22 protein-coding genes are annotated in these 24,232 nt (G+C 57.3%); 15 read left to right on the top strand and 7 right to left on the bottom strand.

What is annotated here, in order from left to right; all coding sequences use genetic code 11:
* Positions 1–220: IS3 family transposase (locus tag B060_RS0121290; RefSeq protein ID WP_018083838.1), on the bottom strand; the 220-nt coding region annotated here is incomplete at its 3' end.
* Between the two features lie 75 nt (positions 221–295).
* Positions 296–685: an Arm DNA-binding domain-containing protein gene (locus tag B060_RS0121285; RefSeq protein ID WP_018083837.1), complete on the bottom strand. Its 390-nt coding sequence runs from the start codon at positions 683–685 to the stop codon at positions 296–298.
* 317 nt (positions 686–1,002) lie between these two features.
* On the opposite strand from B060_RS0121285, the gene B060_RS27455 reads away from it, so the two are divergent.
* Entirely contained in the window at positions 1,003–1,377 is a 375-nt protein-coding gene (locus B060_RS27455) for a hypothetical protein (protein WP_157405695.1), read from the top strand.
* 1 nt (position 1,378) lies between these two features.
* On the opposite strand, the gene B060_RS0121280 is transcribed toward B060_RS27455, so the two are convergent.
* Together B060_RS0121280 and B060_RS25485 are read right to left on the bottom strand one after the other, a co-directional pair.
* Complete coding sequence (locus tag B060_RS0121280) at positions 1,379–2,104, bottom strand: ABC transporter permease (RefSeq protein ID WP_018083836.1); 726 nt, start codon at positions 2,102–2,104, stop codon at positions 1,379–1,381.
* Complete coding sequence (locus tag B060_RS25485) at positions 2,101–3,033, bottom strand: ATP-binding cassette domain-containing protein (protein WP_018083835.1); 933 nt, start codon at positions 3,031–3,033, stop codon at positions 2,101–2,103. Before B060_RS25485 ends, B060_RS0121280 begins: the two co-directional genes overlap by 4 nt.
* 73 nt (positions 3,034–3,106) lie before the next feature.
* On the opposite strand from B060_RS25485, the gene B060_RS0121270 reads away from it, so the two are divergent.
* Together B060_RS0121270 and B060_RS0121265 are read left to right on the top strand one after the other, a co-directional pair.
* Positions 3,107–3,586: a DUF2975 domain-containing protein gene (locus tag B060_RS0121270; RefSeq protein WP_018083834.1), complete on the top strand. Its 480-nt coding sequence runs from the start codon at positions 3,107–3,109 to the stop codon at positions 3,584–3,586.
* On the top strand, positions 3,586–3,828 hold the full coding sequence (locus B060_RS0121265) for a helix-turn-helix domain-containing protein (protein ID WP_018083833.1): 243 nt from the start codon (positions 3,586–3,588) through the stop codon (positions 3,826–3,828). Before B060_RS0121270 ends, B060_RS0121265 begins: the two co-directional genes overlap by 1 nt.
* 290 nt (positions 3,829–4,118) lie before the next feature.
* Here the strand turns inward: B060_RS0121265 and B060_RS0121260 are convergent, their stop codons facing one another.
* On the bottom strand, positions 4,119–4,394 hold the full coding sequence (locus tag B060_RS0121260) for a hypothetical protein (protein WP_155847945.1): 276 nt from the start codon (positions 4,392–4,394) through the stop codon (positions 4,119–4,121).
* 339 nt (positions 4,395–4,733) lie between these two features.
* Between B060_RS0121260 and B060_RS26860 the strand changes: the two genes are divergently transcribed.
* From B060_RS26860 to B060_RS0121235, 5 genes are all read left to right on the top strand, one after another.
* On the top strand, positions 4,734–4,889 hold the full coding sequence (locus B060_RS26860) for a hypothetical protein (RefSeq protein WP_018083831.1): 156 nt from the start codon (positions 4,734–4,736) through the stop codon (positions 4,887–4,889).
* 754 nt (positions 4,890–5,643) lie between these two features.
* Complete coding sequence (locus B060_RS0121250; protein ID WP_026173044.1) at positions 5,644–8,373, top strand: TonB-dependent receptor; 2,730 nt, start codon at positions 5,644–5,646, stop codon at positions 8,371–8,373.
* Positions 8,374–8,470: 97 nt separating this feature from the next.
* On the top strand, positions 8,471–10,027 hold the full coding sequence (locus tag B060_RS0121245) for an alpha-N-arabinofuranosidase (protein ID WP_018083829.1): 1,557 nt from the start codon (positions 8,471–8,473) through the stop codon (positions 10,025–10,027).
* Positions 10,028–10,242: 215 nt separating this feature from the next.
* Entirely contained in the window at positions 10,243–11,844 is a 1,602-nt protein-coding gene (locus B060_RS0121240; RefSeq protein WP_236621681.1) for a glycoside hydrolase, read from the top strand.
* A gap of 90 nt (positions 11,845–11,934) precedes the next feature.
* On the top strand, positions 11,935–15,027 hold the full coding sequence (locus B060_RS0121235; RefSeq protein WP_236621680.1) for a glycoside hydrolase family 2 TIM barrel-domain containing protein: 3,093 nt from the start codon (positions 11,935–11,937) through the stop codon (positions 15,025–15,027).
* Between the two features lie 4 nt (positions 15,028–15,031).
* Here the strand turns inward: B060_RS0121235 and B060_RS0121230 are convergent, their stop codons facing one another.
* On the bottom strand, positions 15,032–16,684 hold the full coding sequence (locus tag B060_RS0121230; protein WP_026173043.1) for a sodium:solute symporter family transporter: 1,653 nt from the start codon (positions 16,682–16,684) through the stop codon (positions 15,032–15,034).
* Between the two features lie 101 nt (positions 16,685–16,785).
* Here B060_RS0121230 and B060_RS0121225 point away from each other — a divergent pair, with 101 nt between their 5' ends.
* From B060_RS0121225 to B060_RS0121215, 3 genes are all read left to right on the top strand, one after another.
* Positions 16,786–17,577, top strand: a complete 792-nt coding sequence (locus tag B060_RS0121225; protein WP_018083825.1) for a FadR/GntR family transcriptional regulator — start codon at positions 16,786–16,788, stop codon at positions 17,575–17,577.
* A 331-nt stretch (positions 17,578–17,908) separates the two neighbouring features.
* Entirely contained in the window at positions 17,909–19,054 is a 1,146-nt protein-coding gene (locus B060_RS0121220) for a cellulase family glycosylhydrolase (protein WP_018083824.1), read from the top strand.
* Between the two features lie 99 nt (positions 19,055–19,153).
* Positions 19,154–20,110, top strand: a complete 957-nt coding sequence (locus B060_RS0121215) for a glycoside hydrolase family 43 protein (protein ID WP_018083823.1) — start codon at positions 19,154–19,156, stop codon at positions 20,108–20,110.
* On the opposite strand, the gene B060_RS0121210 is transcribed toward B060_RS0121215, so the two are convergent.
* Positions 20,100–20,327: a hypothetical protein gene (locus B060_RS0121210; RefSeq protein WP_018083822.1), complete on the bottom strand. Its 228-nt coding sequence runs from the start codon at positions 20,325–20,327 to the stop codon at positions 20,100–20,102. The genes B060_RS0121215 and B060_RS0121210 overlap by 11 nt on opposite strands.
* A gap of 170 nt (positions 20,328–20,497) precedes the next feature.
* Here B060_RS0121210 and rpsL point away from each other — a divergent pair, with 170 nt between their 5' ends.
* The 4 genes from rpsL to B060_RS0121190 form a co-directional block, all read left to right on the top strand.
* Positions 20,498–20,869 (top strand): 30S ribosomal protein S12, encoded by a 372-nt coding sequence (gene rpsL, locus B060_RS0121205; protein WP_018083821.1) that lies wholly within the window; start codon positions 20,498–20,500, stop codon positions 20,867–20,869.
* Positions 20,870–20,880: 11 nt separating this feature from the next.
* Positions 20,881–21,354: a 30S ribosomal protein S7 gene (rpsG, locus tag B060_RS0121200; RefSeq protein ID WP_018083820.1), complete on the top strand. Its 474-nt coding sequence runs from the start codon at positions 20,881–20,883 to the stop codon at positions 21,352–21,354.
* Between the two features lie 168 nt (positions 21,355–21,522).
* On the top strand, positions 21,523–23,601 hold the full coding sequence (gene fusA / locus B060_RS0121195) for an elongation factor G (protein WP_018083819.1): 2,079 nt from the start codon (positions 21,523–21,525) through the stop codon (positions 23,599–23,601).
* Between the two features lie 98 nt (positions 23,602–23,699).
* A partial coding sequence (locus tag B060_RS0121190; RefSeq protein WP_018083100.1) for a GTP-binding protein occupies positions 23,700–24,232 on the top strand: 533 nt, incomplete at its 3' end.

Below are 24,232 nucleotides of genomic sequence, written 5' to 3'. Positions count from 1 at the left end.
CGAGCTTGGTTTTATCGGCCGCCTCGCTTTTTGCAGCCTTCTTGTCGCCCTCAAACAGGGCAGCCATGCCGTCCTGGGCTGCCTTCTTCCAGGTATTGATCTGGCTCGGGTGGACGCCGTACTTACTGGCCAGTTCAGACACCGTGCCTTCCTCACGAAGGGCAGCCATCGCCACCTTCGCCTTAAACTCAGGACTGTGTTTCTTGCGGATATTCTTCATTTAAACCCCTTGGCCGGTGGCCACTATAGGGGCAAGATTATATCTAAGCCAGCTGTCCAGTTTTCGGGGACCACCTCAGATGAACAGATCGACATTGCGCTGATATTCCGCCTGTGTCCGAGGTTTGCAGCGCACGGCGACGTGGTCACGCATGAAGCGTTCGCACAATGCCTTGACGGTCGGCGACTTGCGCATCTGATCGAGCTCGAAGGCCGGATCACGACCGTTCTTCGCTTCTGACAGGATGTTGTACGCCCGGCTCCGGGCTTGTTCAGGAGAGATCGGGCCATGTGGTCCCAGCGTGATAAAGCGCTGTCGTCCTTTGACCCGGCACTTGACCAGATAGACCTTGTGACCGGTCGGCCAGATACGCAGGCCGAAGCCGCGCAGTTCGTCATCCCACAGGCAATAGGTCTTGTCCTGGACGGCAGCGGATTCCACCGCGCGCTTGGTCAGTTTTGTCATGTCGTCAAACTCCCGCAGCTACCGCATAGCTACCACTTGAACGAAAAGAAGGCGTGGACAGAAGCGTATCGCGACGGCGCAAAATGTCAATAAAGATAAGTTAAAACAATGTACTACAATACAGTTGCGGACATCTACGGACGAAAAAAGCGCGTTTTCAGCTATCTCATAACCTGAAGGTCGTCAGTTCAAATCTGGCCCCCGCAACCAAACTTTTAATACAATAAAATCAATGGCATAGCGCTGCATAACGTTGGCGGCCAGCCCAATGTGCACACGCACGCCGTTAAAACGATGCGACGGTAAAGCCTAATTCTTTGATTTTATTAAGCTCAAGATCTAGCGATCTAGCACAAAAAGCGAACGAAAACCTGACGGCTCTCGGCGTCATTTTCGATTTAGTTGAAGCCGTAGAAAAATGCATTGGCCTCGCTTGTAAAATCGCATCCAAATCCCACCCTACTTCGCGTCGAAATTTCACTTGGCTATTCCATAAATGCCAAATAAATCAGTTTTTTGGCTTTGTATTTGACAAAACCCAAGACGGATTAGTGTGCGAAAAAGGGTCGTGTTTGGATGCGATGCGACGCATCACCCGTCAGACGCTCTATCGCTTTGTTAGTCCCGCAGGAGAGATGCGTGAGGATGGCGGCGATTGCTGGAACGCCGAAAAGCGAAGTGAACAACCATAATTCATCTGAAGTCGTGGCGTCCAAGGTCGCCGATCATGATAGCCAGCAGGATAAGGCCCCCTATCCCGCCAAATAGTGCGTAATGAACCGGGTCCGGCGCAGACAGGATCTTCAGCGGCAGAACCCATGGAAACCATGCCGCCTGATCGGTGCGTGTCATCGCGACCGCCATCGCCACCAACGTACCACAGATGCCGACGACCAGTGGTATGACGAAGCTGGCGAAGCGCAGTGCGGCCCAGAGCTGGATCACGACAAGCATCGTGGTGCCCGCCAGTAACAGCAAAACGGTTCGCGCCAGCTTTGCCCAAGGCAACGCCCCCAACGGGGCATGACCACTGATCGCTCCGCCGATCGATGCGCCCACCCAGGCGAATAGCAGAACCAGCAGCGTCATCGTTGCGGTTGCGGCCAGCACGACGATCGCTTTGGCTAAAAATAGCTTCCATCGAGCGATGGGCAGAGCCAGAAGGTGATCCCAACCCCGAGCGCGATATTCTATCTGCCCCACCAGAGTGGTGAAAGCCGCCACCACCATCGGCAACAGGAATAAGCTCCAGATTGGCAGCACGAAACTGGTAAAGATCGATCCCCATTGTGGCGCACGGTCGGCCGATATCAATGACAATCCTGCCAACAGACCTGGTAACGCGGGTGCAAGAACGGCCAGCAGCAACGCCAGCGAACCGTTCAGTTTGCGAATCTCAACCTGCAATATGGCGATCATGCGGGCCTCCTATAGTCGGACGTCGCCGAAGTCAGGGTGTCGTGGTAAACATCCTCCAGTGTGCGCGCATGCGGCACAATCGCTGACACCATAAAATCCGCTTCTACCAGAATACGGTTTGCCATCGCGGTTTGCTGGATCAGCGCACCGTCCTGACAACGCAGACGGATCGTCTGATCGTCCAACGCGGCAGCATCCATGCTCCGCGCTCTTAGCAAAGCCGCGCCCGCTTCCGCTTCATTGATTGTCATCGCGACCGTTGCGCTTCCACCCAGCAGCATCCGGACTTCGTCCTGCACGACCAGGCGGCCATCCCGCATCATGCCGGCGTGATCAGCGATATGTTCCACTTCGTTGAGCAGATGACTGGACACGAACACAGTGCCTCCGATCTGTTCGGGTAAGGCGCGGATCAGCAATCTCATGGCCCTGATGCCATCGGGATCAAGACCATTGGTCGGTTCATCCAACAATAGCAATTTGGGCGCTCCGAGCAGCGCGCGGGCCAGCGCCAACCGCTGCTTCATGCCAAGCGAATAAGTTCCAGCCCGAGCCCTTGCGGCATCGCGCATGCCCACGATCTCCAGCACACGGTCGATCTCGCCTTGTGGCAGATTGAGCAGACGCCGTGTGGTGTCGAGATTGGCGTAGCCGGTGAGATGGTCGTACAGCGATGCGCTTTCGACAAAGGCGCCCACTTGGGCAAGCGCATCGCGTCGCCTGTGGGCGAGGTCACGTCCCACCAACCGGATCGTCCCTGCATCCGCCCGCAGCAAGCCAAGCAGCAGCCGCATCGTCGTCGTCTTGCCCGCCCCGTTAGGCCCAAGAAAACCATAAACGCACCTCATCGGCACGCGTAGCGCCACATCGTCCACCACGGTTCGCCCGGAGTAGCGCTTGGTTAAATGCTCGGTTTCAATCGCCAGCACCGATTTACCCTTTTTAAATATTTATCTCTGAGTTAAAGAACTCCAGATTGTCGATTTAAGTCAAGGTTAAATTATGCAAGATGATATAAGGGTTCTTCAAGGCCGCAGCCGATGGCTCACACGACTGGCGCTGACACTCTTTGGCATGCTTCTCCTCGCGCTGGCGATCGAGGCGGCGATGATTGTACGGGCGGATGACCAGGTTTCTGCCTTGGGTTTCTGGCTGTCGTACCGGCTGTCGATGCTCTTTTACCTGTCGGCGATCTGGACGATGCACCGCGCTTTTGCCCGGATCGCCAGTGGGGAGTTATTCAACCAGGTGCTGCCGGTGTCACTATCCCGACTGGGGTTCGCGTTGGCGGGCGGAGCCGTCACAAGCGTTTTCATCAGCCCTTGGTTGGGGCGAGTCCTAGGCGGGTTTCGTCACGGCGCCTTTGCGGCTTTCGATCCGCCGGCGATCACAATTGGTCTGGTGGGCTTGCTTCTCGTGGTGCTGTCTGGCCTGTTCGCTCGCGCGGTTGCGATGCGCCACGAACTGGACGAGATTATCTGATGCCGATCCGCATCACGCTCGACACCGTACTCATGCGTCGCGGGATGACTGGCAAGCAGCTCGCTCTGCAAGTGGGATTGAGCGAAACTCAGCTGTCGCTCTTTCGGTCGGGAAAGGTGCGCGGCATACGCTTTGCGACCCTCACCCGCCTTTGTGCAGCCCTCAAATGCAGTCCCGGCGATCTTATCGACTATGACCTCGATCCGGTCGATCTCCACCGCAAAGACGATCTAATGGAATGATTGCCCTCTCACAAACCGGGCCTAAAGTACGCTCCGAAAGAGATTCTGCGATAACCTCAGTTACCTTTGGGGTTTCGCTCCGGTTCAGCCATTTTCATGGGTGTCGCCCCGCCGCGTCAGCGTCGCTTGCGCCGAACCCACGGTCTCATTCTGTCCTATAGCGGGGTAGATCCGGACGGCTGCGACCAGTTCAGGGTCGTTGTATCCCCGTGGTTTCTCGGACAGTATTGGCAGTTCCGTTCCGCCTATAAGGCTAAGTGGTTGGAAGCGACCACCTACCTTGGTTACGATCAAGGGGTGTGGCAACCGCCGCTGCCGTACCAACTGCCACTTCTAATGTAGATAACGTAGCCTTGTGGGGCCCGTGGTCCCAAGGAAGTCGGCGCGATCGCCACTTTTATGGTGCGATCCTCAGGAAATGAAGGGTCGGCGTGACGCTTCAGGTAGTCGATAATGAACTCACGCAAATTCCCAGCAGCATCGTGATCGTCCAGCGGATCGGCTTGGGCCAAGGCCGGCACCGTGGAAATTGCCAACGCCATAAAAAGAGCCGCGAATAACTTCATGAATCCCTCCGACCGCTCCCGCATTTGTATATGCAATAAGCGGTTGAGGCAACGTACCCGCGCGGTCCTCACCGTTCACGGCATAGTGTCCTCGCTGTCGTGGGTGGGGGAGATGGCCGGTTAAACGACTGGGACTAACCCAGGCGATTGTTGTGTGCTTTCTTCAACGCAAAATTCCGGTACCTGAGGCCGCTATAACCTGACGTTATCGGTTCAGGGTGCTGGCCTATTTCGCTGCCTGGTCCGGACCGATCAGATCGTCAAACAAAGCCTTGTCGGCGTCGCGTGTGAGAAACCCCGGTAGTTCGCGTTTGATGAAGTCGCGCAGGTAGTCAGCGCTTGCCGCGTTATCACGCCCGCGACTATCGTGACATTGACGGGGGTCCGCTGTTTGATCCCAACTGTCATACCCGCGTCCAGATGATCCGTTATAAGGCGGTTGGCATGCCCGATTTTGGCATACCTGTCGCGATCGGGCCGCTTGTCGACGCCTAGCTGCTGGTGATGGCTTTAACAAATTACTGGATATGCAAAATTTCGAGCCTTAATCCATCGCTCCCTTCGTCATGACCAGAGGATGGTCGCTCAGCTGCTATTTTGTGGTGCCTTTGCTATGGAGGCGCTGGGCCCAGACGGGGCTTGCCGTCATTCTGTGAACGCGACGACCGTCACGTCAACTTTTGACGACGGGCACTATAAGCGCAGGACGCTGAGCTGCCCGAGCCATGTGCGATCTTAAGCCCGGAGATGTGGCAGGCGATTGCAATCCCGAGGCCGTCTGTCACGGAAACGCAATTCCGATTCGCGATGTGGGGTGCGATTTTCTGAAGTCAGAAGTCTGGTCGAAGATGGTTTTCATCCGAAAGAGCGTCGGGATCAGTATTCATATGCCTAATAAATCGTATTTAATGTTTCCCTGTGGCGTTGCTCAAACTTATTGGGTGACACTAAGCGCCGTTATAATTATTGATGCAATATCTCAAACTCCACTGAGGATTGTAGAATATTTTCCGCTACCAGTTATACGCTATGTGAAATATAGTCATTGTTAACAGCGTATTGGTTAAAATTATTCACGTAGTGGTGCGAGATGAATTCCAAAAAATGTTTCTTTTAGACCACATGTCACCCATAATTAAATTTTTTTCATGTTTGCAGTCGTTGGCCCCTTGAAAAATAAATAATATTGTCGGACATATGGGCCATAAAATAAGCGCATTAATTCGTAGTGCGTATCACGGAGGAAACAATGACATCAAAAACTCTTTTGCTCGCTTCGGTCTCGCTGCTGTTGCTGTCAGCGCATGGGGCTGCTGTAGCGCAAGACGTCGCCCCGCCCACGACCGCGCAAGCTACAGAAAAGGTTGATGCTGCCAATAAAGCTAAGGAAGATCAGGGCACACTCGTTGTCGTAAAGGGCTATCGCGCAAGTCTGCGTTCCGCCCAGCAAATCAAACGCAAGTCCGACTCCATCATTGATGCTGTCGTGGCTGAAGATATTGGCAAGCTGCCGGATGTGAACGCTGCCGAATCGCTGGCGCGTCTGCCGGGCATCCAGATCACTCATGGCAGCGACGAAGGTAGCGGCGTACTGGTGCGCGGCCTGCCGGATGTGGCCACAACCGTCAACGGTCGGGATATCTCGACGGCCGAACTGCGTCGCGTTCAGCTGCAGGATTTCCCGTCAGGTGCGCTCGCCGGTATAGAAGTCTATAAATCGGGCTCGGCCGATCTGCTGGAGCCGGGCCTGGCTGGTCTGATCAATGTCCGCACCCGTCGTCCGTTCGATTTCAAGGGCTTTGAAATCGACGGCGCTATTCGCGAGACCTACAATGACCAGAATGAAAAGTTCAACACCAACGGTAACCTGCTGATCACCGATCGCTGGAGCACAGGTGTGGGGGAGATCGGCGCGCTGTTGAACGTCTCCTACACCGAGCAGGACTATCGCAACGCCGTGCGCTGGGCGACGGGTTATGTTGCCAATTCCACTGCGGATCCAGCATTGCCCAGGTATCCGGACCAGGTTGGCGTTTATATGGATACCGGCCACCGCTGGCGTCCGTCCGCCAATGCCACGCTGCAATGGCGCCCGAACGATCAAACCGAACTTTACGCCGACCTCCTGTGGCAGGCCTATCGCGCCGAACACTGGAATGACTGGGCCATGGCACCGTTGTGGAGCGGTACAAAGACCAATGTCGTGATGCAGGAAGGTACCAATCAGGTCGCCAGCATGACCAACACGGGCGGTGATCCAATCCAGTTCTACCGCTCGACCGGCTCCGACCGCACCGATACGCAGCAGATCGCGGTAGGCGGCAGCTTTACCAGCGGCAAGCTGAAGCTCTCCACTGATCTGGCCTATACAAACAGCCTCTATTCGAACTCGTCATGGAGCCTCGACTCGGCGCTCAAGCAATCCTATCCGATCAATGTCAGCTATGTCAGTGGCGGTGGCGCTGCCTGGGAAGCTGTCGGCGTGGATGTATCCGATGCCAGGAACTATATCTGGCGCGGCTATTATGAAAGCATCTACAAGGTTGGCGGCAACGGTATCCAGTGGCGTGGCGATGCGGTCTATGATACCGATTGGGGAATCTTCAAGCAGATCAAGGCCGGGGTGCGCTATTCTGATCGCAACGCCTTCTATAAAGCCAATGACCGCTATGGCTGGACGCTGCCGCTCGCCATTCCGTTCGATTCCATAGGTGTGGGTGAACTGACTCTGACGCAGGATACTTTCCGCGGCGGCGAGCAGGGCTTCCGCAGCTATCTCCAGCCATCGTATGATGGCATTCGCGGTGCCCGTGAGACCCTTCTGGCTGAAACCCGTGCCGCACTTGCCACAAGAGGCAACGCCCCTTTGGATTTAGCGAAGTTCCAGCCCGACCTTATGCCCTATGACCCGTACCGCAGTTTTACGGCCAAGGAAGCCACGCATACCGGCTATGTTCAGGGGCGCTATGAAACCCAATTCTTCAATTCCCAGGTTGACGGTAATATCGGTGTTCGCGTGGTCCATACGGTCGGCAAGTACAGCGGTGTTTCCAAAGTCACCTGGGACAATGTCGAAACGGCGGTCCCGAAGAGCGTCACTCAGAACTATATTGATGTTCTGCCGAACCTCAGCATGAGGCTCCGTCCGAATGATGACATGCAGATTCGTCTGGGCATCACCAAGACCCGCACGCGTCCTGATTTTGGCCAGCTCAATCCGGCTCTGAGCATTTCGCAATATGTAGAGGGCAATACGCCTGTCCCAGATCATGCGGATGCTTATGGATCTGCGGGCAATCCCGACCTGAAGCCACTGACCTCGACCAATTATGATATCACCTGGGAATACTATCCGTCGCAAAATACCTCAGCGAGCGTGGCGGTATTCTATCACGACCTGTTTGGCTTCATAAACAACTATACGACTCGGACCAATGATCCTGTCTATGGCGTCCTTGAAGTGTCGCGCCCTGAAAATGCCGGCGCTGGCAAGATCAAGGGTATTGAAGTTGCGGGCCAAACCTTCCTCGACTTCCTGCCGGGGGCCTGGAACGGTCTGGGCGTTCAGGCGAACCTGACCTATATCGACGCTTACAACGAACTGCCGGATAAACTCGATGGGGCAGGGCAGATGGTGAAGATTCCCGGCGTGTCGAACTGGAGCTATAATCTGGCCCTGTTCTACGAAAAGGGTAAAATCTCTACCCGTCTATCCTACAACGGCCGTTCGCGCTGGATCAATTCTTACGATAACCGCAGCGGTGGCTGGGAAGGCGAGGGCACCGAAGCCGTGAATCGTCTGGACTACTCGTTCAGCTATTCGCCCAACGACGCCTATACGATCAACTTTGATGCCTCGAACATCCTGGCTAAGCCGTTCCACAACTTCCATGAATATGAAGCGGGTAAGCGGTTTGTTCGCGATATCCGCGACGAAGGCCGCTACTACGGTCTGTCGGTGCGCTTCAAGTACCAATAGGCTGGCATGATGAAGCCGTGGGTGGTTGACAAACCACCCACGGACTTCTTTCATCTCTGCCCGCAACGCTTTTCAATCTCCTAGCCAAGAGAATTTCATGACCAGAAAACTGCCCGTACTGGCGGTCGCCGCTATAGCCCTCACATGGTGCCTTGGCGCGCACGCAGGCACTTTGAGCGCCACAGGCGCCCTGAAGGCCGATCAGCCGGGAGCGCCGATCAATCGCTATATCTATGGCCAGTTTTCCGAGCATCTCGGTCGCGGCATCTATGACGGTGTCTGGGTAGGGGAGGACTCCAAGATTCCTAATGTCCGCGGTATCCGCACGGATGTCGTCATGGCGCTGAAAGACATCAAGGTGCCGGTTATCCGCTGGCCGGGCGGTTGTTTCGCCGACGAATACCGCTGGCGCGACGGCGTAGGGCCGCGTGACAAGCGTCCTTCGCGCAAGAACAACTGGTGGGGCGGCTCTCCTGAAAGCAACCAGTTCGGCACCCATGAGTTCATGGACTTTGCCGAGCAGGTCGGCGCCGATCCGTATGTGTCGATCAATGTCGGCTCGTCCGATCCGACCGAGATGCGCGAATGGATCGAATATATGACCTCGCCCGGCGATGATACGCTGGCGCAGGAACGTCGCGCCAATGGCCGCGACAAGCCCTTCAAGGTGCCGGTGATCGGCATTGGCAACGAAAGCTGGGGCTGTGGCGGCGAAATGACGCCGGAATACTATTCTAATGAGTACCGCCGCTTCTCCGCCTTCTTCCACCAGAATGCCGACAATCCGGCCATCCGCGTCGCGTCGGGTTCCAATGCCGATGACACCAACTGGACCGATGTCGTGATGAAGGCGGCGGCCCGTCGCATGGACGCTATCAGCCTGCACTATTACACCCTGCCGACCGGCGACTGGGGCAAGAAGGGCTCGGCCACCGGCTTCAGCCAGCAGGACTGGGTGGATACCTTTGCCAATACGCTGAAGATGGACAAGATCATTGCCGATCACTCAGCCATCATGGACAAGTATGATCCGGAGAAGCGCGTCGGTCTTTATGTTGATGAATGGGGCACCTGGTATGACGTTGAAAAAGGCACCAACCCGGGGCACCTCTACCAGCTCAATACCCTGCGTGATGGCGTGCTCGCGGCGGCCAATTTCAACATCTTCCATCACCACGCCGACCGCGTCCGCCTGACGGCGATCGCCCAGACGATCAACGTCCTGCAGGCCATGATCCTGACGGAGGGCGACAAAATCGCCCTGACGCCGACCTACTATGCCTACAAGATGTACGTGCCCTTCCAGGATTCGACGTCCCTGCCGCTCGATATCACGGCGCCTGAGTTTAGCATGGGGGGCAAGACCATCCCGGCCTTCAACGCTTCGGCGGCGCGTGGCAAAGACGGCAAGATCTATATCGGTCTGGCCAGCATGAGCCCGAACGACGAGGTCGCGCTGACGATCAATCTCGGCACCCTCAAGGCGAAGTCTGTCTCGGGACAGGTTCTTACTGCGGCCAGGCTGGACGCGGCGAACCCGATCGGCGCGCCCGGCGTCGTGGTTCCGGTGGATTTCAAGAAAGCGAAAATCACAGGCGGTAATCTTGTGCTGACGCTTCCGGCCAAGTCTGTCGTGGTTCTCACGCTTGAATAGGCTGGCCGACTGAAATTTGGCAAACCTTGCCGAATACCGCCGGGTCGCTCCCTGATTTCGGCGGAAAGACTTCTCGTGTGTGTCGGGCGGGATTCCGCCCACCTTGACCTCTTCCATCCTGTGCACCGATAGGGGCGCAAGTCTGTTTCCTCAGGCACGTTCCGCTATCGGTGCTTTTTTTGGCGCTCTTTTACAACGTATTTCGGTTGGTTCTCATGCTTGCTGCATCCGTTAAGGTTCGCCATATCCCCGTGCCTTTGACCCGCGTTTCCGGACGCCTCTCATGTTGTCTGCGCAGGGCAGGGGTGCTGGCTGTTCTCGTAGCGAGCGGCGCCACATCGGTGATGGCGCAGGTGTGTCCCACCGTCACCGCCGCACAGGATATCGACGTACGCCCCGACTATACCCGCACGGGCAAGCCATTTGAGGGATGGGGCACGGCGCTGGCCTGGTTCGCTAATGTGACGGGCGGCTATCCTGACCCGGTAAGAAACCGGCTCGCCGATCTTCTCTATGGCGAGCAGGGACTGCGCTGGAACATTGCGCGTTACAATATCGGCGGTGGCAATGCGCCGGATATACGGCCCTATCTGCGCAAGGGCGCCGATCTTCCCGGTTTTTGGCGCAGGCCCGCCGGCGCCTCCGGTCAGGACTGGTGGCGGCCCGACGACGCGGCGATGTGGGACTGGTCCGCCGATGCCCGCCAGCGCTGGTGGCTCGATGCCATTCGCGATCGTGTTGATAACAAAGCGCTTATTCTGGAGGCGTTTTCCAACTCGCCGCCCTATTTCATGACGCAAAGCGGTTTGGTGTCCGGCAATGACAACAGGCTGGACAACAATATCAAACCCGGCGCCTCCAGCGCTTTTGCCGACTATCTGGTCCGCGTGACCGCCAGGCTTGAACAGAGCCACGGCGTGCATTTCAGAACCCTGTCGCCGGTGAATGAGCCGGCGACGCCTTACTGGCACGCAAAGAATACGCAGGAGGGCTCGCACTGGACGCCCGAAGCGCAGCAGGAGGTCATTGTCGCGACCGCAAAGGCCCTGGGTAAGGCTGGCCTAAAGACGCGGGTCGCGGCGATGGATGAAACTGATTCCCTGACCTTTATCCGGAACTGGCAAGCCTATACGCCTGAGACCAGAGCCTTGATCGGTCAGCTTAATGTCCATAGCTATGATACGTTCGGACAGACCGGTGTGCGGGACATTGCTTCGTCATCCAACATACGCCTGTGGATGTCGGAAAACGACCTGTCACCGCAAAATGTGCGCCAGGACTTCGACGACATGCGTCCGCCCCTGGCGCTGGCGGAACGCATCACGCTTGACCTGAAGAAGTTGAAGCCCGCGGCGTGGGTGTTCTGGCAGGCTGTTGAGAATGTGTCGCCCGATCCGCAGCACAGCTCTAACTGGGGCCTGATCAAAATGGATTATTCCGTGCCCGATGAGGGCGAGCACACCATCACGATTTCGCGTAAATATTATGCCATGGCCAATTTCAGCCGCCATATCCGGCCGGGTTACCGTCTGTTCGAGGTTGCGGATATGGATACGACCGGCGCGGTGTCGCCGGATGGCAAGACCGTGGTGTTTGTCCACGTCAATGCTGGGCCCTATGCCAGAAACCTGAAACTGCTCCGCCAAAATCTGCCCAGCATGAAAGTCGGGCAGGCCAGTCACGTCGAGCTTTATGTCACGGATGCGGCGCATGAGGCGGCGCGCCTGTGTGGAGACAACCTGACGGCTTCCGAGATGTCGGTGCAAGTGCCGCCGCAATCCATTTCAACCCTCGTCATTACGCAGGCGCCGTCCTGATCCCTTGAGCAGAAACAATAAAAAGGAAACGCCATGAAATCTCGCAACACGCTACGTCACGTACTGACGTGCGCAACTTTCTTGGGCACCATGCCCATTCTGTCCGCGACCGCCGTCTTGGCGCAGGCCCCTGCGCCGGCGCTTGCCGAATGGCAGCAGCCGGACGTGGTCGCCGTGAACCGCGAACCGATGAAGGCCACCTTCTTCAACTATGAAACCCGCGAACTGGCGCTGAAAGGCGACATGGCGGCTTCCTCGCATTATCTCTCGCTCGACGGAACCTGGGCCTTTGCCTATTCCAAAGGCGTCGATAACCGCCCGACAGACTTCTACGAGGCGGAATATGATACCTCGGCATGGGGCCGTATTCAGGTGCCGGGCATGATTCAGGCACAAGGTCATGGCGCTTATGGCCTGCCGGAATTCTGGAACATCAAGTATCCGTTCCCTACGGACGAGCCACGCGTGCCGGGCGATATGATCGAGATCGGTTCCTATAAGCGCGACTTCGAGGTGCCGGCCGACTGGGCAGCAAAAGATATCTTCCTGCACATCGGCGCGGCGGGCGCCGCCTACTACATCTGGATCAATGGCGAGAAGGTCGGCTATTCCGAGGACTCGAAACTGCCTTCGGAGTTTAACATTGGCAAGTTCGTCAAGGCCGGCAAGAACACGATCGCCATAGAAGTCTACCGTTACGCCGACGGCTCCTATCTGGAGGATCAGGATTTCTGGCGTCTGTCGGGCATCGAGCGCAGCGTCTATGTCTATGCCGAACCTCAGGCACGTTTGCGCGACTATACCGTGACGGCGCTGCTCGATAAGACAACCTATAGAGACGGTCTTTTCACACTGGCCGCCGAATTCGCCGGCAAGCCCGCCAAAGGACAGGTGACGGCCACGGTCTATGACGGCGATATGGCGGTCCTGACCACGCAATCCGCCATCAGGGGTGTCGCCCAGGCGATCCTGAAGGGCACGATCAAGGACGTCAGGCCCTGGTCGGCCGAGACCCCGAACCTGTACCGTCTGGTGATCGAGTACAAGGACGCCAAGGGCAAGCTGATATCGGCCACCTCACGCAAGATCGGCTTCCGAACGGTTGAGATCGCCGACGGTGAAGTGCGGGTCAATGGCAAGCGCATCATGATCAAGGGCGTCAACCGCCATGAGCATGACCCCGATACCTATCGCGTCATCTCCGAAGATCTGATGCGCAAGGATATCGAGCTGATGAAGCAGGCGAATGTCAACGCCGTGCGCACCTCGCACTATCCGAACGATCCGCGCTGGTACGACCTGGCGGATGAATATGGCCTCTATGTCTACGATGAGGCCGATATCGAATCCCACGAATATATGGATACGGCCGACAAGCTGGGCAGCCCGAAGCGCGAAGAGATTCAACTCGGTTATAAGCCGCACTGGGAAAAGGCGCACCTTGACCGTATTTCGCGCATGGTCGAGCGCGACAAGAATGCGCCCTCGATCATCATCTGGTCACTGGGCAATGAAGCCGGCACGGGCCCGAACTTCGAGAACGCGGCGAAATGGATCCGGAAGAACGATCCGAACCGTCTGATCAGTTATCTGGGGCAGGGCACGCTGGTCGAACGCCATGCCCCGAACGCTTACGTCGATATCTACGCGCCGATGTACGACGATATCGAAAAAATGGTCGACTGGGCCGAGGACCCGACGCGTACCCAGCCGATGATCCAGTGCGAATACGCGCACGCCATGGGCAACAGCCTCGGCAATCTCGAAGACTACTGGCAGGTTATCCGTTCTTACAAAAAGCTGCAGGGCGGCTTCATCTGGGATTGGGTCGATCAGACCGTCCACGCCAAAGACGACAAGGGGCGGCCCTATTGGGCGTCTGGCTTTGACGTCAACCCGGCGCGTGGTGACAACAGCGTGGTTGGCGATGGCGTCGTCAATGCCGATCGCGTGCCCGATCCGGAATACTGGGAATTGCAGAAAGTCTATTCCCCGGTCGTCTTTGAAGGCGATCCGACGACGGGCCAGCTAACGGTCGTCAATCGCTACGATTTCAAGGACCTGTCGGACTTCGATTTTGAGTGGCTTTTGACCAACAACGGCAATCTGGTCACATCGGGCACCATCGATGCCGCCAACGTCAAGGCCGGTACATCTCAGGCCGTGCCGATCACTTTGCCGATGCTGAAGGTCGCACCTGGATCGGAGCAAATCGTCACCCTGCGTGCCAAGGCAAAGGCAGGCGCTATCAAGGGCGTGGCGGCCGGAACGGCTCTTGGTTTCTCACAGTTCATCACGCATAAATCCGAAGCCGAACCGTCTCAGGGCGTGGCGGTGAAGCCGGTAAAATCAGGCGATGACATCGAACTGAGAACCGCTGCGGCGACCCTTGAGGTCGACGTCAAGACGGGCCTTGTGACCTACAGCGCCGGGGGCAAGACCCTGCTCAAGGGCGGCTCTCCGAACTTCTGGCGCGGCCTGACCGACAATGACGAGGGCTCGGGCGTGGAGAAGTCGCACAAAATCTGGAAGACCTTTACCGAACAACGTCAGGTCCGCTCGGTGGACGTCAGCGCAGACTCGGTCAAGGTGCTGTATAATTTCGGCACCGGCGCCGTCCATTGGTCCACGACCTACCGCATGACGCCGGACGGGGCTCTGAACGTGACATCGACCTTTACGCCGTTGCGCGATGACCTGCCTGATCCGTTGCGTCTGGGCCTGCGCTTCGATACCGATCCTGCCTTGAGCGATATCGAATGGTATGGCCGCGGCCCGCAGGAGTCCTATATCGATCGCCAAACCGGCTACGCCATCGACCTCTACAAGGGCAAGGTCGCCGATCAGTATCACGACTACAGCCGCCCGCAGGAAAGCGGCAACAAGACCGATGTTCGTTGGGTGAGCCTCAGCGGCAACGGCGGGCAGGGCGTCAGGGTCACGGGCGATCAGCCCCTCTCGGTCAACGCCCTGGCGTTTCCATATGAGGACCTCTATATCCGCCCGCGCGGCACCTGGAAGTCATCCGAAATCCATCCTCATGGCGATGGTTCCCTGCTGATCGATCTGGTGCAGACCGGCGTTGGCGGGGACACCGGCTGGAGCCTGGATGGCCGTCCTCATGTCAAATATCGCGTCCGTATGGAGCCGCAGACCTATAGTTTCACCATGCGGCCGCAATGAGCGCTCACCAGAAAACAGCGTAAAGCGCGATCAGAATAAGGATGACGCCCAGCGCCATCAGGTTAAACAACCGGGACGTTTTGAACGTTCCGGCTGTTAGCTGCCAGCCGGGAAAAGGTTGCTTATCCGGAAGCAGCTTTGACACGCCAACGCAGACGGCGAGGGTGATCCAAAACACCCAGCCGACGCGATTGAGGAACGGCATGAAAGGCACATGCCGAATAAGAAACTGCCAGTCCATGCCCCACGATTGCGGATGCTGGTGCAGGTGGTTGGCGGTGAAAAAGAAGGCGGACAGGGTGATGCCGCTGATGATCCCTGCAAGAGCGCCCGCATGTGAACATCCGCGCCAGAAGAGGCCGAGAAGGAAGATCACCACAATGCCCGGTGCGAAAAATCCGGTCAGGTTCTGGCCAAACTGGAAAACCTGATCGAAATCGCCAAGCAGGGGTTTGGCGACGATAAGGGCGATCAATAAAGCGCCGACCGCCGTGGCTCTGCCTACGATCATGAGGTGCCGGTCGGTCAGGGCGGGAAACGCCGGCTGGACGAGATCGAGCGTGACGATCGTGGCGATGGAATTGATCTTGGAGGCGGATGAAGCCACGATGGTCGCGATGAGGGCGGCGAAAACCAGACCAAGCAATCCAGGCGGCAGCAGGCCCATCATCGTGGGGTAAGCCATATCCCCTCTTGGCAGTCCGGGCGCCAGAAGAAAGGCTGTCATGCCCGGAACAACCACGATCAGCGGCATAAGCAGTTTCAGATAGGCCGAAAAGACGATGCCTTTCTGGGCCTCGGGCAGGGACTTGGCCGCAAGCGCCCGCTGGACGATGTACTGGTTGAAGCCGAAATAGGACAGGTTCAGTATCCACATGCCGCCGATCAGGACGGCGATGCCGGGCAGGTCGTGATAATATGGGCTTTCCTTTGGAAGGATCATTTTGAAATGATCAGGATGCCGGTTCATCAGATGACCAAACCCCTGTAAAGCCCCGCCAAGGCTCCAGTCTCCGCTGATCGTACAGAGTGTCATGGCAAGGATGACCAGGCCGCCTGCAATAAGTATGGCCACCTGCGCTACATCGGTCTGGGCCGAGGCTCTCAGCCCGCCCCTGATCTGATAAAGCAAGGCAAATACGCCCAGCCCGGCAAGCGCCGTAACGGTGTCGATCCCGGTGATCGTGGAGACGGCCGTACCGCCCAGCCACAGAATTCCGGTCAAGTTTACAAGGACATATTGGCAAAGCCAGAAAACGGCCATGAGATTTTTAACGCCGGAACCAAACCTGAGCTGAAGAAAGCCCGGCATGGTCATGACGCCGGTGTGGAAGAAAACCGGCAGGATATATTTGCCAACCAGGATCAGGGTGAGGGCCGCCATCCACTCATAGGAGGCGACGGCCAGCCCGATTCGGTAGCCTGACCCCGACATGCCGATGATCTGTTCGGCCGAGATATTGGCGGCGATAATGGAGGTGCCGACAGCCCAGAAGGGCAGTTGATGACTGGCGAAGAAATAACGCCCGGTCGTCATGGCTTCAGCGGGCTTAGCGCGCGAAACACTTTGCGCCAAAATAAAGATAGCGGCCATGTAGACCGCCACGATGCCGATATCCAGGCTCGACAGGGTTTCCAGTGTGTGAGCTTGCGGCATCAGGGCGTTCATCAGGCGGTTGGAGCAGGTTGAAGAGCATATGTTTGCTATGAGGTTCGGCTTAACGTTATACTGGAATATAGATAGCGGGATTCTGACTCATGGCTGATAGTTTAGCGGAAAATAAAAAAAATCAGGCCGGGAACGTACCCAGCGAAGGCATTTTTTTTCAGGGACGTTTGCACGGTGCGCTGGCGCATCGTCTGGCGGTCGACATCCTGAAAGGCAACTATAAACCTGGCGATATACTGCCTCATCAGATCGATTCGGTTGAGAGCCTCAATTCGACCCGCACGCCTTATCGTGAGGCTATACGCATACTGGCGGCAAAGGGACTGGTGGAGAGCCGTCCCAAGCGCGGTACTCAGGTCTGCGAGCGGTCGCGCTGGAACCTGCTCGATCCCGAAGTCATGGGGTGGATGTTTGAAACGACTCCGACAGATGCCTTCATCAAGGCGCTTTTCGAGTTGCGGCTGATCAATGAACCCGCCGCCGCCGAGCTGGCGGCGGAAAGGCGCAGGCCAGAACAACTGAGTCAGATGTACGCATCTTTGATGATCATGAAGGAAGAAACCCTTCATACTGAACGTGGCCGTATTGCGGACCTTGAGTTTCACAAGCAACTCTTGCTGGGCACACAGAATGAACTCCTGATCTCTCTGAACAGTTCGATAGGATCAGCTATCGCCTGGTCGACAAAGTTCAAATCCTCCGATCCGATTGGCTCGCGCGACAGTTGGCCCGATCATCTGAGAGTGTATGAGGCTGTGGCCGACAGGGATAGCCGTGCGGCGCGTTTTAGTATGGAAGCCCTTGTACGCACAGCGCTTGAGGATACGCGCCGATCACAAGGCTGGAAGACGGCCTCGTTGTCGCTCGAGTCGCATACGTAAGCAGGCTGTCTAGTTGACGTAAGTGGTTGGTCAAATCGCCATCCGCCAGAGCCAACTAACAAACCTCTTTTAATTGTAAGATAAATGGGTCAGAATTTCTCGTACCACCTTTATAAGGTAAAGGAGGACATGATGTCGGGACGGTCTTTAGCGACAAGCGGGTATTGTCTCGAACGTTTATCCGATTAGCCCGGCATCCAGTTCTCAGCCGGCAAATTTGGGGACGGCACGACCTCGCTGCATCGGTGCGAAATCTATTCCAATAAGCTGATCTATCGTTTCAGCACGCTATAAAAACAGGGACGAATTCCGAATGAAAATGACATCCGTAATGAAAGTGTGTGTTGTGGCGAGCGCCCTGACTTTGTCGAGCCAGGGACTGTATGCGCCCGCCCACGCCGAGACAACGCGTTGGACAGCGGCCAAGGCCAAGAGCTGGTATGGTCAGCAGCGCTGGCTGGTTGGGTCGAATTTCCTGCCGTCCGACGCGATCAACCAGTTCGAGATGTGGCAGGCCGATACCTTCAATCCGGCCGAGATCGACAAGGAATTCGGCTACGCCGAAGGGATCGGCATGAACACCATGCGCATTTTCCTGCATGATCAGCTTTGGCAGCAAGATCCGGAAGGGTTCAAGACGCGCATCAATGTCGTGCTCGATCTTGCCGCTAAGCACCATATCAAGCCGATGCTCGTTTTGTTCGACTCATGCTGGGACCCGAATCCCAAACTGGGGACGCAGCACGCGCCTGTGCCGGGTGTGCACAATTCCGGCTGGGTACAATCGCCAGGCAGTGCCGGACTGATGGATGAAGCCAGTTGGGGCAAGTATGAAGCCTACGTCAAGGGCATTGTCGGTGCCTTCGCCAAGGACGACCGCATCCTGGCATGGGACGTCTGGAACGAGCCGGATAATCGGGGGGGCGGTAATTATGACCAGTTGCCTGAGGATGTGAAAACCGCTCAGGTCGCCAAGCTTCTGCCGCAGGTTTTTGCCTGGACGCGCGCACAGAACCCCGTCCAGCCGCTGACCTCCGGTGTCTGGCACAATGACGACTGGTCGCCCAAGGGGCGCCTCAATGCCGTGGAGCGCGTACAGATTGACCAGTCGGATGTCATCAGCTTCCACAGCTATGACTGGCCGGAAGGCCTGGAGGAGCGTATCAAGTCACTGCAACCCTATGGTCGTCCTCTGATCATGACGGAATACATGGCGCGCGGCAACGGATCGACCTTTGACTCCGCCCTGCCCATGGCGCGCAAATACAATGTCGGTGTCATCAACTGGGGCTTTGTGCTGGGCAAGAGCCAGACCAACATGCCGTGGGATTCGTGGGAGCGGCCTTACACCAAGGCGCCGCCGACCCTGTGGTTTCACGACATCTTTTATCCGGATGGCAAGCCCTATCGTCCGGCTGAAACCCAGCAAATCAAAGCGATGACCATCGAGGCCGAAAAAGCCTTCAAGAAGAAATAAAAGAAAGCCGGGAGATCGAAAATCCCCCGGCTTTATATCGCGCAGGCGCTAAGCGCCGTATCAACGATAGGCTGACCAAACCTAAAGCTCTGGAAATACATGCTTCGATCTGTCCTCATTGCCACGACAGCCCTCGGTCTCGCCTCCGGTCCGGTCTATGCCGTCACGCCAGCGCTCGACATCGACTTTCCTGATCCGTTTGTCCTGCCGGTGGATGGGGGTCTGCTCGCCTATTCGACCAATGGCAAGCATGACGGCAAGCGGCTGAACGTGCCCGTCTCGCACTCAGGCGATGGCAAGACCTGGAGCCCTCCGCTCGATGCTATGCCCGTGTTGCCGCGCTGGGTAAAATCGAGCGCACCGGATATCTGGGCGCCGGAAGTCATGAAGATTGGCGAAAAATATGTCATGTACTTCACCGGCCGGCACAAGACACGGATGCGGCCAGATGGCCTGACCCTGTGCGTTGGTGTCGCCGTGGCTGATAAGCCCGAGGGGCCGTTCCGGTCCCGGTCGGCACCCTTGACCTGCGGCGGTGAGTTGGGGGTGATCGATCCAAGCCCCTTCCGCGATGGCGATGACCTGTGGATATACGTCAAGAGCGATGGCAATTGCTGCGGTGTACCTATCGGCATCATCGCTCAGCGTTTAAGCAATGATGGTCTGAAATTGGCGGGTCACCCCGCCCTGGTTGCGGGGGTGACCAATGATCAGTCGTGGGAAGGCGGCGTGGTCGAGGGCGAGCAGATGATCAAGCATGAAGGACACTATTACATGATCTTCGCCGCCAATGACTATGGCAGCGACACGTATGCCACCGGCTATGCTGTTTGCGCTGGTCCTGCCGGTCCCTGCCATGACGCCGAAGACAATCCGATTCTGAAAAGCCAGCCGGACGTGTCCGGCCCCGGTCACCAGAGTGTCTTTGAATTCCAGGGGCGGAACTGGATCGCCTATCATGCCTGGCGGCATATTGAGGATTCGCGTCGACGCTACCGCGCCCTGTATATTTCGCCGCTTGATTGGGTCGATGGAAAGCCGGTCGTTAGACCCTGAGCTTGTTTTGGGCTTTCTGCTCATGGATGACGGCATAGCCGGTGCGGATGTCGTTGAATGTTGAGGTGGAACCAGCATAGGCCGGAAACTCCTTGCCGATTTCCTGGTTTAGATTGTCATGGTGGTAGACTCTCGCCTTGACCTGCGGCTTTTCCTCCTTTATAGCCCGCGAACCATTTTCGAGGTGCGCCGTCACAAGCGCGTCCTGATCCATCATTATGCAGGGGCTGTGTCCCCGCCGTAACCTCCATAGCGCAGGTTGCGGCTTTTGTGTTTGTTTGGTGAAGGGCCTCCTGAATAGCAAGCCGTCTCTTCACGAGACTCCTGAAACCCTATGGTCGCCCGGCCAAACGGCACAGATCATATTGAAGAAAGCCATCGAGCACGATGCCCACAGTTAACCAGCTTATCCGTAAGCCACGCCAGCCCAAGCCCAAGCGCAACAAGGTGCCCGCCCTTAAGGGTTGCCCGCAGCGTCGCGGCGTTTGCACGCGCGTCTACACCACCACGCCTAAGAAGCCGAACTCCGCTCTGCGTAAGGTCGCCAAGGTTCGCCTGACGTCCGGCATCGAAGCCGTTTGCTACATCCCCGGCGAAGGTCACAACCTGCAAGAACACTCCGTGGTGCTGATCCGCGGCGGCCGCGTCAAGGATTTGCCCGGCGTCCGTTATCACATCCTGCGCGGCGTCCTCGATACGCAAGGCGTCAAGAACCGTAAGCAACGCCGTTCGCACTACGGCGCGAAGCGTCCTAAGTAAGGTAGAGAAATATGTCACGTCGTCACCGCGCCGAGAAGCGCGACGTTCTCCCGGACCCCAAGTTCGGCGATCTGATCGTCACCAAGTTCATGAACTACGTCATGTACGAAGGCAAAAAAGCTGTTGCTGAAAACATCATCTACGGCGCCTTCGATATTCTGGAAGCCAAGAAGAAGGACGCGACCGCTGTCGAGACCTTCCACACGGCCCTCGATAACGTTGCCCCTTCGATCGAAGTGCGTTCGCGTCGCGTCGGCGGTGCCACGTATCAGGTTCCGGTCGAAGTTCGCCCCGATCGCCGTCGTGCGCTCGCCATCCGCTGGCTGGTGAACGCCGCCCGCAAGCGTGGCGAAAACACCATGACCGAAAAGCTGGCCGCCGAGTTGCTCGACGCCGCCAACAACCGCGGTACGGCCGTCAAGAAGCGTGAAGACACGCACAAGATGGCTGAAGCCAACCGCGCGTTCTCGCACTACCGCTGGTAGGACGGAACGGGGCGGGGAGTTCGCTTCTCGCTTAAGCGAAAATATTGCTTTCATGCGCGGGTGGTTTGCGTTAAACCGCCCGCGCATACTTGCAAGTGAGATCTATATACCGGCCGTGCCCCAAGCGCGCAGCGGCAGGGCAATTTAACAAGTTTTTGAGGCTCCCCTATGCCCCGCAGTCATAAGATTGAAGACTATCGTAACTTCGGCATCATGGCCCACATTGATGCCGGCAAGACGACGACCACAGAACGGATTCTGTATTACACCGGCAAGAGCCACAAGATCGGCGAAGTGCACGATGGCGCCGCCACGATGGACTGGATGGAGCAGGAGCAGGAGCGTGGTATCACCATCACGTCCGCCGCGACGACCACGTTCTGGCAGGACAAGCGCCTGAACATCATCGACACCCCGGGTCACGTCGATTTCACCATCGAAGTCGAGCGCAACCTGCGCGTCCTCGATGGCGCTGTCGCCGTTCTCGACGGTAACGCCGGTGTTGAGCCCCAGACCGAAACCGTCTGGCGCCAGGCCGACAAGTACTCCGTGCCGCGCATCGTGTTCGTCAACAAGATGGACAAGATCGGCGCCGATTTCGACGCCTCGGTGCAATCGATCCGTGACCGTCTCGGCGCCAAGGCTGTGCCGATCCAGTTCCCGATCGGTTCGGAAAACACCCTGTCGGGTCTGGTTGACCTGGTGCGCATGAAGGCCGTTGTCTGGGACAACGATGCTCTTGGCGCCAACTACCGCGACATGGAAATCCCCGCCGATCTGCTGGAAAAGGCTAAGGAAGCCCGCCAGTACCTGATCGACAACGCCGTTGAATGCGACGACGAGGCGATGGAAGCTTATCTCGAAGGCAACGAGCCTTCAGAAGCCGTGCTGAAGAAGTGCATCCGCAAGGCCGTGCTGAACGCCACCTTCTATCCGATCCTCTGCGGTTCGGCTTTCAAGAACAAGGGCGTTCAAACCCTGCTCGACGCCGTTGTCGATTACCTGCCGTCGCCGGTCGATGTGCCGCCGACCGTTGGCATTGACTACAAGACCGAAGAGCCGATCACCCGCAAGGCATCGGACGAAGAGCCGCTCGCTATGCTCGCCTTCAAGATCATGGATGACCCCTTCGTTGGCAGCCTGACCTTCTGCCGTCTCTATTCGGGCAAGATGGAAACCGGCATGGGCCTGCTGAACACCACGCGCGACAAGAAAGAGCGCGTTGGCCGTATGCTGCTCATGCACTCCAACGACCGTCAGGACATCAAGGAAGCCTATGCCGGCGACATCGTCGCTCTGGCCGGCCTCAAGGATACCCGCACCGGTGACACCCTGTGCGATCCTATGAAGTCGCCTGTCATTCTTGAGCGCATGGAATTCCCGGCCCCGGTTATCGAAATCGCTGTCGAGCCCAAGTCGAAGGCTGACCAGGAAAAGCTGGGTGTCGCCCTGGCCAAGCTGGCTTCGGAAGATCCTTCCTTCACCGTTTCGACCGACCACGAGTCGGGCCAGACGATCCTGAAGGGCATGGGCGAACTTCACCTCGACATCAAGATCGACATCCTGAAGCGCACCTACAAGGTGGAAGCCAACATCGGCGCGCCGCAGGTGGCCTATCGTGAATCGATCACCCGCACCGCGGAAATCGACTACACGCACAAGAAGCAAACCGGTGGTACGGGCCAGTTCGCCCGCGTCATGATCACGTTTGAACCCGGCGAACCCGGTTCGGGCTTCGTGTTCGAATCCGCCATCGTGGGCGGTGCGGTGCCGAAGGAATACATCCCGGGCGTCGAAAAGGGCCTGATGTCGGTCAAGGATAACGGTCTTCTGGCCGGCTTCCCGCTGATCGACTTCAAAGCCACCCTGACGGACGGCAAGTTCCACGACGTCGACTCCTCGGTTCTCGCCTTCGAAATCGCTTCGCGCGCTGCCTTCAAGGAACTGCGTGAAAAGGGCGGCCCCAAGCTGCTTGAGCCGATCATGAAGGTCGAAGTGGTTACGCCTGAAGAATATCTCGGTTCGGTCATCGGCGATCTCAACGGTCGTCGTGGTATGATCCAGGGTCAGGACATGCGCGGTAACGCCATCGTCGTTGACGCCTTCGTGCCGCTGGCCAACATGTTCGGTTACGTGAACACCCTGCGGGGCATGTCGCAAGGCCGCGCCCAGTTCTCGATGACCTACGATCACTACGAGCCCGTGCCTCAGCACGTCGCCGACGAAGTGATCAAGAAGTTCGCCTAAAACAAATATTGGCCCGTGGCATTTTGTGTGCTACGGGCCACGCCAATCTTGTAAACAACCCCCTACCGAATGAAGGTCCGCTACGGCGGAGATGAAAAATGGCCAAGGAAAAATTCAACCGCTCGAAGCCTCACTGTAACATCGGCACCATTGGTCACGTTGACCATGGCAAGACGACTTTGACGGCTGCGATCACGATCACGCTCGCCAAGTCCGGCGGCGCGACGGCAAAGAACTATGCCGACATCGACGCCGCGCCTGAAGAAAAGGCCCGCGGCATCACGATCAACACGGCGCACGTCGAATACGAAACCGCCAACCGCCACTACGCCCACGTCGATTGCCCGGGCCACGCCGACTATGTGAAGAACATGATCACCGGTGCGGCTCAGATGGACGGCGCGATCCTGGTCGTTTCGGCCGCTGACGGCCCGATGCCGCAAACGCGCGAGCACATCCTGCTGGCCCGTCAGGTCGGCGTGCCGGCTCTGGTGGTTTACATGAACAAGGTTGACCTTGTTGACGATAGCGAATTGCTCGAGCTGGTTGAAATGGAAGTTCGTGAACTTCTGTCGTCCTACCAGTTCCCCGGCGACGATATCCCCATCACCATGGGTTCGGCCAAGGCCGC

This window comes from Asticcacaulis benevestitus DSM 16100 = ATCC BAA-896 (assembly GCF_000376105.1).
Lineage (GTDB): Bacteria > Pseudomonadota > Alphaproteobacteria > Caulobacterales > Caulobacteraceae > Asticcacaulis > Asticcacaulis benevestitus.
The sequence above is the reverse complement of the archived record's forward strand: the minus strand, read 5'-3'. Positions and strand labels throughout refer to the sequence as shown.